The organism is Yersinia aldovae 670-83 (assembly GCF_000834395.1).
Lineage (GTDB): Bacteria > Pseudomonadota > Gammaproteobacteria > Enterobacterales > Enterobacteriaceae > Yersinia > Yersinia aldovae.
Window position 1 is genome coordinate 539911 of record NZ_CP009781.1, and the last position, 15212, is coordinate 555122.

Here is a 15212-nt window from a genome sequence, read left to right on the forward strand (position 1 = left end):
TATCGTTCCACAGCGTCTTGTTAAAACATCGGTAAACATGGAGAGTAATTTATGAAACTTTTTAAGACCCTTTCGGCCTTGTGCATTGCAGCCATTATGGCGATGGCGGTGTCAGCGTGCGCACCTACGCCAAAGTCAGAAGGAACAGGGGGTTATCTTGATGACACTGTGGTGACAACCAAAGTGAAATCAGCACTGTTGGGTGAGAAGAATCTAAAATCGACTGAAATTAGCGTTGAAACCTTTAAAGGCCGCGTTCAGTTGAGTGGCTTTGTCAGCTCTAGTCAGGATGCAAACCGCGCAGTGCAAATTACCCGCGGCGTCCCTGGTGTGAAATCTGTCAGCAATCAGATGCAAATCAAATAATCTCATGAGCGGAGGCGCTCGTCGCGCCTCCTTTGCTACTGATAAGTGAACGTCCCCTACAACGCCAAGAACAAAGGGTAATTAGAAGCGGTAGCCCGCACCGAACATAAACACCCAAGGATCAAGTCGAGTATTGATGCTTTGTTCTACGCCACCGGCTTTGAATTTGACGTCACTTTCAATATTCATCCACCAGACGGACATATTCACCATCCAGTTCTCACTGACCATATAGTCAAGACCCGCCTGCCCGGCGATGCCCCATGAATCCTTCACACTCAAATCCGTTAGGCCTGCTTCACTGCCAGTACTGTTGAACTTCTCATCAAAGAAAGTGGTGTAGTTCAGACCAATCCCCAGGTATGGGCGCAGTTTGTCTTGTTTGTCACGGAAATAGTATTGCGCCATTAATGTCGGCGGTAATTGCTTCACTTCAGCAATAGTACCGGTGGCAGCCAAACCAATCTTATGGCGGAACGGGGTGGCAGCCAGCAGTTCAACGCCAATATTGTCAGTGATCAGATAGCTGAAGGTCATGCCTAACTGGGTATTGTTATCGACCTTAAAAGAGCCGTAACCCAGTACATCATCAGATCCTGCATTTGGTCTGACCGTTGCCGTCCCTGCCCGGAAAATATAATCGCCAGCTTCATGCGCGCTTGCCGCAGTCGGTACTAATGATGCGACAGCTAAGAGTGCTAAAGTGATTTTTTTCATTATCCATTCCATTTGTAGGTATATTTGCGAGCTGAATATACCTATAAATGCGTATTCATGATCCAATCGGGATCACATCTTTGGTAACAATTTAAATAAATCCTATTTTAAGTAAGGTTATTTAATTCCTTAATAATATTGAAATTGATCTGGATCATAAAAACCATTTTCGGCCAAAACGTGCGACTCCCTATTGCCTTGTCATAAATTTAAACGCTCAGGGGAAACTGGAGAAGGTAATGCTACTGCGGTCGTGCCCATTACGGCTTACCACCGTTACCTATTGATAACGTCCACATATTAAGATTGGAAGAAATCAATAACAGACCAATCACAGCATCCCACTGCGCGCCATAACAAGGTATAATCCTCGGCTAAGCGCTATTTTTTCGATCCCAAGGAGCTTTCATGCCTATCACGGCTAACACTTTATACCGTGACAGTTTTAACTTTTTGCGTAACCAGATGCCGGCAATCCTGTTGCTGGCGTTACTGACCGCGTTCATTACCGTCATGTTAAATCAGGCATTTATCCCTGATACTGAACAACTGAGTACCTTAAGCACCACAGAAAATGATCTGACATCGTCGGGCAGCAACATGAGCATCTCTGAGATTGTGTCGCAAATGACACCTGAACAGCAGATGGTGCTGTTAAAAGCCTCGGCCGTGGCAACCTTCTCTGCATTAGTGGGTAATGTTTTATTAGTCGGCGGTCTGTTAACGCTGATTTCTATGGTTTCAACCGGGCGTCGTATCAGTGCATTGCAGGCCATCGGCTTATCTTTACCGATTTTACCGCGCTTGTTATTACTGATGTTTATCGGCACCTTGCTGGTTCAATTAGGGTTGACCATGTTTATCGTGCCGGGCGTGGTGTTGGCCGTCGCGTTGTCCCTGTCACCGGTGATTGTGACCACGGAAAAAATAGGTGTTTTTGCCGCGATAAAAGTGAGCATGAAATTGGCCTTTGCCAATGTCCGTTTGATTGTACCGGCCATGATGCTGTGGATCGCAGCCAAACTGATTCTGCTGTATTTAGACAGCCACCTGACCATTCTGCCCACCACCATTGCTACCGTGGTTTTAAGCGCCCTTAGCAATCTGGTTTCTGCATTATTACTGGTGTATCTATTCCGTTTATATATGTTCTTGCGGCCGAGCACACCTGCCGTCACTGAACCTGCCGAGTAACATCGGTAAGTTCAATCCCAATAAGAAAGGGCCATCACGGCCCCTTCTTATTTTATCATGCAATCACCTGTCAGCCAGGCTCCGGCACCGTGTTATCGCAGCTATCGTCCCTCTCAGCCACCCGCTGTTTACTCTGAATCAGTTTCAGTGCCAGATACAAATCGGGCACCAAAATCAGATCATCATCATGGCTCTTTAGGCGATTAATACGGAACCAGCGCGTCAGCTCAGTGCGCCTTCCCGCCAGTATCAACTTAATATGGCGCAGCTTTAGGTCACGTTTTAGCTCATCAATCGCCGCCAGCACACTGATATCGGCATAGGTAAAACTGGCAACCGCATCAATCACCACCCAATCTGCCGGATGCGGTGTGCTATCGACCAAATTGAGGATGCGCCGCTTAAAATAGGCAACGTTGAAATAGGTCAGTGGCGAGTTAAAACGATAAATCATCACACCGGGCACCGGTTTAATGCCATTTCCACTGCGCATCGAATGAATCATGCCATCGGCATTCACCCCCAATAACTGCTCTGTTGGGCGAAATACCGTGCGCAGGAACTGCAACAGCCCCAATAACACCGCCAAGCCAATACCACTAATCACGCCCACCAAAACCACACTGACGAAAGTAAAAATTGCCAGATAGAAAGCTTGTGTATTGCGTTTGCGCAATTGCCACAGGCTTCTAAACCCCAGTAACGACCAGGCGGCATAGATCAGCACCACGCCCAAGGCTGCGACCGGAATAAATTGCAACGGCCGCGTCAGGAACAGCAATACCGTGGCAATAACCAGTGCGGCAATAATTGAAACCAACTGACTTTTACCGTTGTTGGCATCATTTACCGCGGTGCGCGTACTGGCACCGCTAATAGCAAACCCTTGCGATAACGCCGAGACGATGTTGGTGATCCCTAATGCCCTCAACTCCATATCAGCATCCACTTCATAGCCATTTTTCGCGGCAAAACTGCGTGCAGTCAGCATCATACTGACAAAACTGACCACCGCGAGGTTAAGTGCCGGGATAACCATGTCACGCAGCAGGCCCGGTTGAAAATCGGGCCAATGTACCAGCGGTAACCCGCCCTCAAACCCGCCGACCACCGTCACACCAAACTGCTGCATGTTAGCCGCCCAGGAGACGAAAGTTGCCATCACAATCGCCAGCAAGGGCGCAGGCCAGTTTGGTCTTAGCCACTTCACGCCATATAACACGATAAAGGTCAGTAAGGAGATTGCCACCGTGGGTAAATGGCTGTTAATCAAATTATGCGGCAACGCCAATACCCGCTCAATCAATTGGGGTGGACGGGTCATAAAACCAAACACTTTACCCAGTTGGTCGACAATAATAGTAATCGCCACCCCATTGAGTAGACCGGTCAGTATGGGCCGTGACAATAAATCCGCCAGCGCCCCCAACTTGAAGCGACTGGCCACCAAACACCATGTTCCCATCATTAGGGTCATCATAATGGTTAATTGCCAGTGGACCTCGCTATTCCCCGCCGCCAGTGGCGCGACTACTGCGGCTATTACCGCACAGGTGGCCGCATCAGGCCCGACAATCAGTTGCCGTGAAGAACCAAAAAACGCATAGGCTATCATCGGCAAAATACACGAATACAGCCCCACGGCGGCACTCACCCCGGTCAGTTCCGCGTAAGCAATTGCAATAGGCAACGCGACTGCGGCGACCGATAACCCCGCCCTGACATCGGGCTTTAGCCACTCCCGCTCATAAGCCATTAATTGGGTCAAGCCTGGCATCCAATACCGAAGCGATTTTCTTTGCATATTTACTCCACCCAGCCCTAACCCAATATGGATACCCAATTTACTTATCATGCTGGCTTAGTGCATATCTGGCAATATGCAGACAAAACCTGTTACGTGTTTATCGTAAGTTTCTGCAAATTCTACTGGCGGGACGCGCATTCAGACAGATAATTAAGGATAATACTGTTTTGCCGCAGGTACCCTCATCTGCCTGAATCCGGTATAGTCAGGCGGTGTATAAATAATGGATTGATTCATGAAGCAACTTTTAGATTTTCTCCCATTGGTGGTTTTTTTCGTCTTTTACAAGATGTATGACATTTTTATCGCTTCAGGGGCGCTGATTGTCGCCACGTTGTTAGCGTTAGCCTTTACCTGGTTGAAATACCGCAAGGTAGAGAAAATGACCCTGGTCACGGCAATTATGGTACTGGTGTTCGGGACTTTAACACTGGCGTTTCACAGTGATTTATTCATTAAATGGAAAGTGACGGTTCTGTACGTCTTGTTCGCTGCTGCATTATTAGTTAGTCAGTGGTTCATGAAGAAACCATTGATTCAACGTATGCTTGGCAAAGAGCTGACGCTACCAGATAGTGTCTGGTCTAAACTCAATATGTCCTGGGCGCTGTTCTTCCTGGCCTGTGGCCTCTTGAATATCTATGTCGCGTTCTGGCTGCCGCAAGATATTTGGGTTAATTTCAAAGTATTTGGCTTAACCGCACTGACGCTGGTATTTACCCTGATCAGCGGCGTTTATATTTATCGCCATATGCCCGAAGAACAAAAAAAATCCTAGTTCTGAACCATCTTATTAGGCTCATTGAGCTTTCAGTGAGCCATTCCAGGCGAATTATTACTTTCAAAAGCAGACCGAAATGAACGAACAACAATCACTACCTAACGGTGAACTGGTACTTCGTACCCTGGCAATGCCTGCCGATACCAACGCCAACGGCGATATATTCGGTGGCTGGCTGATGTCGCAAATGGATATTGGCGGGGCGATTCAGGCCAAAGAGATAGCCCACGGGCGGGTGGTGACAGTACGTGTTGATGGCATGACTTTCCTCAAACCCGTCGCCGTCGGTGATGTTGTGTGTTGCTATGCGCGCTGCATTAAGACCGGGCGCAGCTCTATCACTATCAATATCGAAGTGTGGGTCAAAAAAGTCTCTTCAGAGCCTATTGGCCAGCGCTATCGGGCGACAGAGGCGATATTTACCTATGTGGCAGTAGATGATGCAGGTAAAGCCCGTGCGTTACCTGACGGCAGAGGAAATTTTGAGGTCGGTGCGACTCAATAGCCAATGTTCTGTTAGTACAAAGGGTCGCCCACAAAGCGACCCTTTATAATTTTATATCTGATATATCGTTCAAAAGTGATATATCCAAAGCATAAATGTTTTATCTCATCTCCATGTCGCCGCCAATCTTGAACACAATCGTCGTCACATAGTCTTTCGCGGCCACCGCCTCAAAACGCCATTTACGCATCACCTGTTTCACTTCCCGTTCAAAAGTGTTGCGTGGAGCCGCGTCCAATATACGGACATTGGTCACACGGCCATCTTCATCAATGTCATATTGGACTTTAACTTGCCCTTCAACCCCTAACGCCAATGCTCTGGCGGGATAAGTCGGCTTGGCCTTACTTAAGGCTTTTGGCCCAGCAGATGTTGAAGCGCCGGGTACTGAAGCTTTGGGGGCCGATTTAACCGGTGCATTGTTGTCCACCAGTGCCGGTTCATCAGACTTGAATCGCTTATCGTCCGGTGGAGCTTCCACCTTCTTCACATCCGGCTTTTTGACTTCTTTTTTCACCGGTTTAGGCTTGGGCTTAGGTTTTGGCTTTACCGGCTCAGGAATAGGTACAGCAACAGGCTCTGGTAGCACCTCAGGTTCTGGTGGCGCGTCTTCAACCGGTTCTGGCTCAGGCTCGGCGGCGGCAGGTTGTGGTGCCGCAAAAGTGGCGATATTCACCATCGTGACAGCAAGAGGAGCATCCTCTATTTCAGGTTGTATTTTCATTTGCTCTACGGAAACGTATAGCAACGCAGCAACTACGCTACCGTGTAAGGCAATTGAAAATGCGAATGGCCATGTAAGCCGGCGACCCAGGAAAAATTTGTTTAGCTGCATAATAATTCAGTGTCCTCTAATGCAGCCAAGTGTAAATGCAAATAGCAATCATATTCAATAAGCAACCACAAACAATCTCACCAATTAGCGTTAAATGGCGATTAAAACTTCAATCATAACCAAAGCGTACAATAAATTTACCGTCAGTTATCATTTTATTTCATTATAAATAGCGGGTATATTTCAATCAGATGACACAAATAACAGCAGCGCCTCACGATGATTGAATTCATGAGTAGAACATGTTGTTATGGCCCTCCACACACAACCGGCACCACGTTGATAAATTTGAAGGTAAGAAATGTTTTATGTGATTTTTGCAACGGATGTCCCTGATTCACTAGAGAAACGCTTATCAGTACGCCCTGCCCATCTGGCGCGATTGCAAGCATTGCAGGATCAAGGCCGCCTGCTGACCGCGGGGCCAAATCCAGCTATCGACAGTGCCGAACCGGGCAATGCCGGTTTTACCGGTTCAACCGTAATTGCCGAATTCGCCTCGCAGCAAGATGCGAAGTGCTGGGCCGAACAAGACCCTTACGTTGCCGCTGGGGTTTACCAATCGGTGATAGTAAAACCTTACAAACGCGTATTTTGATTCAATAACCGGCCTTAGAGTCCATCCCAGTAGGCATAATTATTGCGGTGAGTTTGAGCACGGACAACGCAGAAGAACCGGAGCGTATACGTAGTACGTGAAGATTCCGAGTACAACCCAGGTTCAAAATGGCAAATAAAATGGCCCTAATGAGATAGGTTCTTCATCACAATAACATCCTTGAATACGCCTGCACTCAGGCGCATTCAAGCCAGCGCCACTAAACTTTATAGTGCTTCAACCAGTGCTCCTCGCAAGCCGCTACCGCTTTATCGAGCATATGAGCGGGTGCTTTTAATATCATATGATCTTTTCTTACCCACACAGGGTAAGTATGTTTACCGGCGGCAATGACTTGTTCAGAATAAATAGCCGCATGGTATACCAGCTCAGACTCTTCACAATAAATCTCATACTTATAAAGTGCAGTACTGACTTTCAAATCCCCGAAGAATACTGTTTTAGCTAATTTATATTGAGACATGAACTCTAGCCTTTGCTGAAGATAGGTAGGTTATCATCCGCCGATTAGCTCGCGTTAACTGTGATATTCACAGCAAAAACCTTCCTAAGTTGATGTCATATTAGCAAAATTCAGTTTTACACCGCCCGGTAACGGCACGCTCAGCGAATATTAAAATCGGTATATTGCAAGGGAAACTTATTAACCTTATTCAACCGCAATGAACTGAATAAGTAACCCTGCATCGCATCAATACCACTATCCGCTAACTGAATAAATTGCTGATGGGTTTCGACGCCTTCAACAATCACATTTTGGCAGTGATCCCGCAGGTGGGCGATCAGATTATTGAAAGTGGCACTCCCTCCGCATTGCCAATAGAAGTTCTTATCAATTTTTACGCATTCAAAAAAACCGCTCGTCGCAGCAGCGAGATGAGCATTACCACTGCCAAAATCGTCTAACCACAACGGATATCGTTCAGCCAACTTACTTAATAATGGGTTCTTAGCACCATCATTGAGATTAGGGAAACTCTCCATCACCTCCAGGCGGATAAACGGCATCACTGCCAATAAAGATATGATTTTTTCGTCATGTAACACGGCTTGCGCCATATCAAAATCTATATTTATTGATAGTGTTATTTGCTGTTCAATAAACCACTGTTGACATTTCTCTACTGCGGATAATTGCTCACATAACAGTAGCGTTTTCGTTTGCGCATTAAGTTGATACAGAAAGCGTTCAGTATAAATTGGCGATTTAAAAGAAGATGTCATAAATCGGCTCAATAACTCCACTGCAAGCAACTTACCCGTTGAGCTGTAAACCGGTTCACAGATAAAGGTGCAATCAACCGCAATGTTTAGCCTGCAACCCATGATAAAAATCCTTTTATTTGATGAGAGCGACAGTATTGATCAATTGATAAAATTGATCAATTTTTTATCATTGATCGTTAAAAGTAATATACAGATTTAAGTGAAGATAACACAGAGTGCATTAACCGATTGAAATAAATGAACTTATAATTTCGCGTTAATAATTCCAAGCGTTACTATTTAAAACTTGCTATTTTCTGGTGAGATGGCCGCTTCGAACAACCAAACAGTAACACCCCTGAAACTGAATGATTAATACGAAGCGACCAAATATATAGAGTAACGCGATGTCATTCTGATGTGAAATAAACTGAGGAGTTATTATTGTGCCTCTTTCTTTATAGCTAATGACATCAGAATTATCGCATTTTGTTAATTTAGGATAGGGATTGTTTTTCTGCGAAAAAAACCATAATTAAAAGTGAAAAATATCCTTGTCGATATTCAATCGTGTAACCTCCCTCTAACAGCAGGACAGGTTACACTCAACCAATAGCCAATATTAATGAAATTTTTTATGTGACAAATAGTTAAAAATCAAAATATTCACCCTTATCAAAAACAAAAACAGCCCCTACAAGGAGGCTGTTTTTACTTCAAGCTCGGGCTACCACTCATAAACAACGGTGAACAATAGCGAGCGTCGGTGCTGATGTTCGTGGAGTTGCCTGACACAGTAGATATGGCGATAACGCCGTGATTGCCCTTCTAGCCAACGATTTCTTCGCCGTTGATTTTGCCGCAGCATTCGCCAACGACCGACTTCATTTTTACTCCGTCGCATGAAAAACTCTTCCAAAGCTGAGAACCACGCTATTATAAACCTTTAAGCTGTTGAGCCAAAGTGCAGTTCGGTGAAATTACGTATTGTGCTCGCCCCCTCTCCTGACGCATTGTTCAACACCTGAATATCAAACCGCGACTTATTACGTAGTCACCGTTGCAAGTCCTTTAGCTTAAAAGATTTTATCCAGTAAAATTCCGATTAAAGGTTTCGCCTTCGCCATACTGTGCGTACACTCTTTTTAGTTACCGTTTGTGAACAGGATTTCCGCCCTTATGACAACATTTTATACCGTAATCAGTTGGCTCTCAGTGTTTGGCTATTGGTTGCTTATTGCCGGGGTAACATTGCGTATTCTGATGAAACGCAGAGCGGTTCCTTCGGCGATGGCCTGGCTACTTATTATCTATATTATTCCTTTGGTCGGAATCATCGCTTACCTCTCATTTGGCGAACTTCATCTGGGTAAACGCCGGGCCGAACGTGCTAAAGCCATGTGGCCCTCCACAGCCCGTTGGTTAAGCGAACTCAAAGATTGCCAACACATTTTTGCCAGTTCAAACAGTGAAGTGGCCACTCCGCTGTTTCAGTTATGCGAACGCCGCCAAGGCATCAGTGGCGTTAAAGGCAATCAATTACAATTATTGACGACCACCGATGACACGCTAAAAGCCCTGATGCGCGACATCGAACTGGCCCGCCACAATATAGAGATGGTGTTTTACATCTGGCAGCCAGGCGGCTTGGTTGATCAAGTTGCCGAATCCTTGATGGCAGCAGCGCGTCGTGGTGTCCATTGCAGGCTAATGTTGGATTCTGCGGGTAGCCAGCAGTTCTTCCGTACCCCTTACCCCGCCATGATGCGCAATGCCGGCATCGAAGTGGTCGAAGCGCTCAAAGTGAATGTTTTTCGAGTATTTTTGCGCCGAATGGATCTACGCCAACATCGGAAAATCGTGCTGATTGATAACTATATTGCCTATACCGGCAGCATGAATATGGTCGATCCACGCTTCTTCAAACAGGACGCCGGCGTCGGCCAATGGATTGATATGATGGCACGGATGGAAGGCCCGGTCGCCACCACGATGGGCATCGTCTATGCCTGTGACTGGGAGATCGAAACCGGCAAACGTATTTTGCCCCCCCCACCAGACGCCAATATCATGCCGTTTGAAGAAGAAAGTGGCCACACGATACAAGTTATCGCATCTGGCCCCGGCTTCCCGGAAGAGATGATCCATCAAGCATTATTGACTGCGGTTTATGCTGCGCGTGAGCAGCTCATCATGACCACGCCGTACTTTGTGCCCAGCGACGACTTGCTGCACGCCATCTGTACCGCTGCACAACGTGGCGTTGATGTCAGTATTATTGTTCCGCGCCAAAACGATTCCATGATGGTACGTTGGGCCAGCCGTGCTTTCTTTGCCGAATTACTGGAAGCTGGCGTCAAAATTTACCAGTTTGAAGATGGCCTGCTGCATAGCAAGAGTGTGCTGGTCGATGGTCAACTGAGTTTAGTGGGTACCGTTAATCTGGATATGCGCAGTTTGTGGCTTAATTTCGAAATCACGCTGGTCATTGATGATGATGGTTTTGGTGCCGATTTAGCCCAGGTCCAGGGTGACTATATCGCCCGTTCAGCCTTATTGGACGGAAAACTGTGGAATAAGCGCCCTCTTTGGCATCGTGTCACTGAAAGATTGTTCTATTTTTTCAGTCCGTTACTGTAATAAGTTACGTGGTTGGGTGTTAGCAAATTGTAGATTCTCTGAGTTACGCAGTAATGGCAGCATAATAATTGTAAAAGCTGTGCCGGGAATGTTTTAATGAGCGCAAACCGCAAATGATAAATGGGAATCTGCAAATGGACCAGAACGCACAAGAGCCAAGCTCAATGGATCTCAATAACCGCCTGACTGAAGATGAAACGCTGGAACAGGCTTACGATATCTTTCTGGAATTAGCTGGGGATAACCTCGATCCGGCCGATATCTTGTTATTTAATCTTCAGTTTGAAGAACGTGGTGGCGCAGAGCTATTTGATCCGGCTGAAGATTGGCAAGAACATGTCGATTTTGATTTAAACCCTGATTTCTTCGCTGAAGTGGTTATCGGCCTGGCTGACAATGATGGTGAAGAGATTAACGATATTTTTGCGCGGGTGCTGCTGTGCCGCGAAAAAGACCACAAACTTTGCCATATCTTGTGGAAAGAGTAATCGATAACGCCGCCAGCGCTGAGCGGTAACATAAAAAAGCCCACCCTTAATTCGGCGGGGCTTTTTGCTATTCGATACGCAACGTTGGGTGAAGCGGCACCATCATATTACAGCGGATCAACTTTCAGACATGAAACCGCGTGTCGGAAACTGCCCTCCAGCAGTGGGCGCGTTTTCGCACATTCTGGCCCGGCAATCGGGCAGCGAGTGCGGAATACACAGCCTGATGGTGGGTTAATCGGCGAAGGTAGCTCCCCTTCCAGCAACTGAATGACTTTAGCCCTTTCTTTGTCCGGATCAGGGATTGGCACCGCAGACATTAACGCTTTGGTATAAGGGTGCTGCGGGTTGTGATAAACCTCATCATAGGTTCCCAACTCCACCGCATGGCCCAAATACATCACTAATACCCGATCAGAGATGTGCTTTACCACCGCCAGATCGTGGGCAATAAAAATCAGTGACAACCCCATTTCGCGCTGCAATTGCTGCAATAAGTTAACGACCTGCGCCTGAATTGACACATCCAGCGCGGAAACCGGCTCATCACAAATCACCAGTTTAGGCTCAAGAATCAGCGCGCGAGCAATACCGATACGTTGGCACTGCCCTCCGGAAAACTCATGAGGATAACGGTTGATTAGGTTAGGTAATAATCCCACCTTTAACATCATGGCTTTAACTTTATCTTTGACTTCCTGCCGTGACATTTTGGGGTGATAAGTGTGTAATGGCTCAGCAATAATTTCGCCAATAGTCATACGCGGGTTTAATGATGCCAGCGGGTCCTGGAATATCATCTGAATGTCACTACGCGTTGCGCGCCACTCAGCTTTGCTCATGTTGAGCAGGTCTTTGCCTAACCACGAGACACTGCCGCCGGAGGCTTTGACCAGGCCGATGATGGCGCGAGCAAAGGTGGATTTACCACAGCCGGACTCACCCACCACACCTAAAGTCTCACCCTCATACAGCCGCAGGGTGACACCATCAACCGCTTTTAGGGTTTTTGAGGGTTGCCAAAACCACTGTTTGCCATCCTGAATATCAAAATGAACTTTCAAGTCAGCCACTTCCAATAATACTTTCTTATCTGTTATGGCATTCATACTAATTCCCCTACTGGCTTAAAACAGGCGCGTAAACGGCCTTCACCAAAGTGCTCCAACTCAGGTGCTGTAGAACAGCGATCCATGGCGAATTGGCAACGCGGCTGGAACGGGCAACCTTTGGGTAAGCGCAGTAAATTCGGCGGATTGCCTGGAATAGTCATTAGAGATTCACCTTCAGCATCAAGGCGAGGAACAGCATTCAACAGGCCAATAGAATACGGGTGGCTTGGGTGATAAAACACATCACGGGCCTGACCGTATTCCATAGTTCGCCCGGCATACATCACCAAAACTTTATTACAGATACCTGCCACAACCCCAAGGTCATGGGTGATCATAATGATCGCGGTATTGAATTCACTTTTCAATTCATTCAGCAAAGTCATGATTTGTGCCTGAACTGTTACGTCCAGCGCAGTTGTCGGTTCATCGGCAATCAATAATTTCGGGCGACATAATAGTGCCATTGCAATCATGACTCGCTGACGCATTCCCCCTGAAAATTCATGGGGGTACATACGCATCCGTTTGCGCGCTTCGGGCATTTTTACCGCATCCAACATCCGAATCGACTCTTCAAACGCCTCACTTTTGCTCATCTTTTTATGCAGTTGCAGCACTTCCATGAGCTGCTCACCCACCCGCATATAGGGATTTAGTGACGTCATCGGGTCTTGGAAAATCATCGAAATTTCTTCCGCCCGCAAACGGTTCAATTGCTTCTCAGGCAGGTTTAGGATCTCACGGCCATTAAATTTCGCGGAGCCACCGATGCGACCATTACTGGCCAGCAGCCCCATTAAAGCGAATGCCGTTTGTGATTTACCCGAGCCAGATTCCCCCACAATACCCAGTGTTTCGCCAGCACGCAGGTCAAAATTGAGTGCGTTAACCGCAGTCACATCACCATCGGGTGTGCCGAATGTGACGGTCAAATCTTTCACATCCAACAGTATTTTTTGCTCCGACAGCGCCGATGGCTGAACAGCAGACTGATTATCAATAGTCGTCATAGTGCTACTCCTCAGCGATCTTTCGGATCGAGGGCATCACGCAAGCCATCGCCGATAAAGTTAAAACAAAACAGCGTCACGACCAGGAAACCGGCAGGAAACATCAGCAACCACGGCGAGACTTCCATTGAGTTAGCACCATCGCTCAACAACGCCCCCCAGCTACTCAGCGGCTCCTGAGTCCCTAACCCAAGGAAACTTAGGAAAGATTCAAACAAGATCATACTGGGAACCAATAAAGAGGCGTAAACCACCACCACGCCCAATACGTTCGGTACGATGTGGCGTAATACGATATTGCGCGTGGAAACACCGCCCACCAGCGCCGCTTCAATAAATTCTTTGCGTTTCAGGCTTAATGTCTGCCCGCGCACAATACGCGCCATATCCAACCAGGAAACCATGCCGATTGCCACGAATATCAGCAGAATATTTTGGCCGAAGAAGGTGACCAGCAGAATAACGAAAAACATAAACGGGAAGGAGTTGAGAATTTCCAGTAGACGCATCATCAGCGAATCGATTTTGCCACCAAGATAGCCGGATAAAGAGCCATACAATGTGCCGACAACCACGGCCACCAACGCCGCCGCGACCCCCACCATTAATGAGATGCGCCCGCCGATGGCCACGCGAACCAACAAATCACGGCCCGATGAATCAGTACCGAAATAATGGCCAGAGGCCATATCCGGTGCGGCTGACATCATGCCCCAATCCGTATCTGCGTAGCTAAATTGCGCTAACATCGGTGCCACAATAACAAATAAGGTAATGAATATCAGGATCACCAAACTGGTGATCGCCGCGCGGTTATGGACAAAACGGCGGCGGGCATCCTGCCAAAGGCTACGCCCTTCAACTTCCAGCTTTTCACTGAAAACATCCAGAGCTTCGCTATTTTTTTTGCTCAACATAATTGGCGTGCTCCAGTGCTAGTAACGGATTTTCGGATCGATGACGGCATACAACACATCCACGATCGCATTAAATAAAATAGTTAAAGCGCCGACCAAAATGGTCAAACTCAGAACCAGGGAGTAATCGCGGTTTAACGCTCCGTTGACGAACAACTGACCAATCCCCGGTAAACCAAAGATAGTCTCAATCACCATTGAACCGGTGATAATACCCACAAAAGCGGGTCCCATATAAGACAGCACAGGCAGCAATGCCGGTTTTAACGCGTGGCGCAATACGATAACCCGCAGTGGTAAACCCTTCGCTCGCGCAGTACGAATAAAATTGGAGTGCAAAACTTCAATCATTGAACCACGGGTAATACGTGCAATGCTGGCGATATAAGCCAGTGACAGCGCTACCATCGGTAAAATAATGAATTTAGGCGCACCACCATTCCAGCCTCCCCCCGGCAACCATTTTAATAGGATGGCAAAAACCAGCACCAATAACGGCGCGACCACAAAACTGGGGATAACGACACCGGTCATGGCAAAGCCCATCACCGTATAGTCCCACTTGGTATTTTGATTTAACGCCGCAATAACACCCGCGCTCACCCCTAATACTACCGCCAATAAAAAGGCGGCAAAACCCAGTTTTGCCGAGACGGGAAATGACGCAGCAACTAACTCATTGACTGTGTAATCTTTATATTTAAATGAAGGCCCAAGATCACCTTGTGCCAGTTGCCCCAAGTAATTGAAATACTGCTTATAAATGGGATCGTTGAGGTGATATTTCGCCTCAATATTTGCCATGACTTCGGGTGGAAGATTACGCTCGCCAGTAAATGGGCTGCCGGGTGCGAGACGCATCATAAAGAATGAGATAGTAATCAAAATAAAAAGTGTCGGAATCGCTTCCAGACAGCGGCGTAGAATAAATTTTAACATTGCCTGTACCTTTAGCCTTTTTGAATTATCAAGCAATAAGGGCAGCACACCCGTTCGCGGCTGCCCCTAATAC

17 protein-coding genes are annotated in these 15212 nt (G+C 47.0%); 7 read left to right on the forward strand and 10 right to left on the reverse strand.

Annotation, left to right across the window (positions count from 1 at the left end; translation table 11 throughout):
- The first annotated feature begins 51 nt into the window (after positions 1-51).
- Positions 52-366 carry a BON domain-containing protein gene (locus AT01_RS02485; protein WP_042545951.1) on the forward strand — a complete coding sequence of 105 codons (315 nt, stop codon included), beginning with the start codon at positions 52-54 and terminating at the stop codon, positions 364-366.
- 81 nt (positions 367-447) lie between these two features.
- On the opposite strand, the gene ompW is transcribed toward AT01_RS02485, so the two are convergent.
- Complete coding sequence (ompW, locus tag AT01_RS02490; RefSeq protein ID WP_042545952.1) at positions 448-1083, reverse strand: outer membrane protein OmpW; 636 nt, start codon at positions 1081-1083, stop codon at positions 448-450.
- A gap of 408 nt (positions 1084-1491) precedes the next feature.
- Here ompW and AT01_RS02495 point away from each other — a divergent pair, with 408 nt between their 5' ends.
- Positions 1492-2277, forward strand: coding sequence for a YciC family protein (locus AT01_RS02495; RefSeq protein ID WP_042545953.1), 786 nt, complete (start codon positions 1492-1494; stop codon positions 2275-2277).
- Between the two features lie 70 nt (positions 2278-2347).
- Here the strand turns inward: AT01_RS02495 and AT01_RS02500 are convergent, their stop codons facing one another.
- Complete coding sequence (locus AT01_RS02500; RefSeq protein WP_042545954.1) at positions 2348-4081, reverse strand: SulP family inorganic anion transporter; 1734 nt, start codon at positions 4079-4081, stop codon at positions 2348-2350.
- Positions 4082-4319: 238 nt separating this feature from the next.
- On the opposite strand from AT01_RS02500, the gene AT01_RS02505 reads away from it, so the two are divergent.
- On the forward strand, positions 4320-4862 hold the full coding sequence (locus tag AT01_RS02505) for a septation protein A (protein ID WP_042545955.1): 543 nt from the start codon (positions 4320-4322) through the stop codon (positions 4860-4862).
- A 79-nt stretch (positions 4863-4941) separates the two neighbouring features.
- Positions 4942-5370 (forward strand): acyl-CoA thioester hydrolase YciA, encoded by a 429-nt coding sequence (yciA, locus tag AT01_RS02510; RefSeq protein WP_042545956.1) that lies wholly within the window; start codon positions 4942-4944, stop codon positions 5368-5370.
- A 100-nt stretch (positions 5371-5470) separates the two neighbouring features.
- Here the strand turns inward: yciA and tonB are convergent, their stop codons facing one another.
- A complete protein-coding gene (tonB, locus tag AT01_RS02515) occupies positions 5471-6205 on the reverse strand; it encodes a TonB system transport protein TonB (protein WP_042545957.1) in 735 nt (244 codons plus the stop codon).
- Between the two features lie 301 nt (positions 6206-6506).
- Between tonB and AT01_RS02520 the strand changes: the two genes are divergently transcribed.
- On the forward strand, positions 6507-6803 hold the full coding sequence (locus tag AT01_RS02520) for a YciI family protein (protein WP_042545958.1): 297 nt from the start codon (positions 6507-6509) through the stop codon (positions 6801-6803).
- Between the two features lie 220 nt (positions 6804-7023).
- Here the strand turns inward: AT01_RS02520 and AT01_RS02525 are convergent, their stop codons facing one another.
- The 3 genes from AT01_RS02525 to AT01_RS20480 all read right to left on the reverse strand — a co-directional run bounded on the left by AT01_RS02525 (position 7024) and on the right by AT01_RS20480 (position 8934).
- Positions 7024-7287: a hypothetical protein gene (locus tag AT01_RS02525; RefSeq protein ID WP_004699178.1), complete on the reverse strand. Its 264-nt coding sequence runs from the start codon at positions 7285-7287 to the stop codon at positions 7024-7026.
- Positions 7288-7427: 140 nt separating this feature from the next.
- The gene (locus tag AT01_RS02530; RefSeq protein ID WP_042545959.1) at positions 7428-8150 is read right to left on the reverse strand and encodes an EAL domain-containing protein; all 723 of its coding nucleotides are present in this window, start codon (positions 8148-8150) and stop codon (positions 7428-7430) included.
- 607 nt (positions 8151-8757) lie between these two features.
- Positions 8758-8934, reverse strand: a complete 177-nt coding sequence (locus AT01_RS20480) for a YciY family protein (RefSeq protein ID WP_071841479.1) — start codon at positions 8932-8934, stop codon at positions 8758-8760.
- 275 nt (positions 8935-9209) lie between these two features.
- Here AT01_RS20480 and cls point away from each other — a divergent pair, with 275 nt between their 5' ends.
- On the forward strand, positions 9210-10670 hold the full coding sequence (cls, locus tag AT01_RS02535) for a cardiolipin synthase (protein WP_042545960.1): 1461 nt from the start codon (positions 9210-9212) through the stop codon (positions 10668-10670).
- A gap of 164 nt (positions 10671-10834) precedes the next feature.
- Positions 10835-11158 (forward strand): HI1450 family dsDNA-mimic protein, encoded by a 324-nt coding sequence (locus tag AT01_RS02540; RefSeq protein ID WP_025378148.1) that lies wholly within the window; start codon positions 10835-10837, stop codon positions 11156-11158.
- Between the two features lie 107 nt (positions 11159-11265).
- Here AT01_RS02540 and oppF read toward each other — a convergent pair whose 3' ends face one another.
- The 4 genes from oppF to oppB are packed head-to-tail and all read right to left on the reverse strand — an operon-like array spanning position 11266 to position 15139.
- The gene (gene oppF / locus AT01_RS02545; protein ID WP_042545961.1) at positions 11266-12267 is read right to left on the reverse strand and encodes a murein tripeptide/oligopeptide ABC transporter ATP binding protein OppF; all 1002 of its coding nucleotides are present in this window, start codon (positions 12265-12267) and stop codon (positions 11266-11268) included.
- A complete protein-coding gene (oppD, locus tag AT01_RS02550) occupies positions 12264-13283 on the reverse strand; it encodes an ABC transporter ATP-binding protein (protein ID WP_042545962.1) in 1020 nt (339 codons plus the stop codon). Before oppD ends, oppF begins: the two co-directional genes overlap by 4 nt.
- Positions 13284-13294: 11 nt before the next feature.
- Entirely contained in the window at positions 13295-14203 is a 909-nt protein-coding gene (oppC, locus tag AT01_RS02555; protein WP_042545963.1) for an oligopeptide ABC transporter permease OppC, read from the reverse strand.
- Positions 14204-14218: 15 nt separating this feature from the next.
- Positions 14219-15139 carry an oligopeptide ABC transporter permease OppB gene (oppB, locus tag AT01_RS02560; RefSeq protein WP_004699155.1) on the reverse strand — a complete coding sequence of 307 codons (921 nt, stop codon included), beginning with the start codon at positions 15137-15139 and terminating at the stop codon, positions 14219-14221.
- Positions 15140-15212 lie beyond the last annotated feature (73 nt).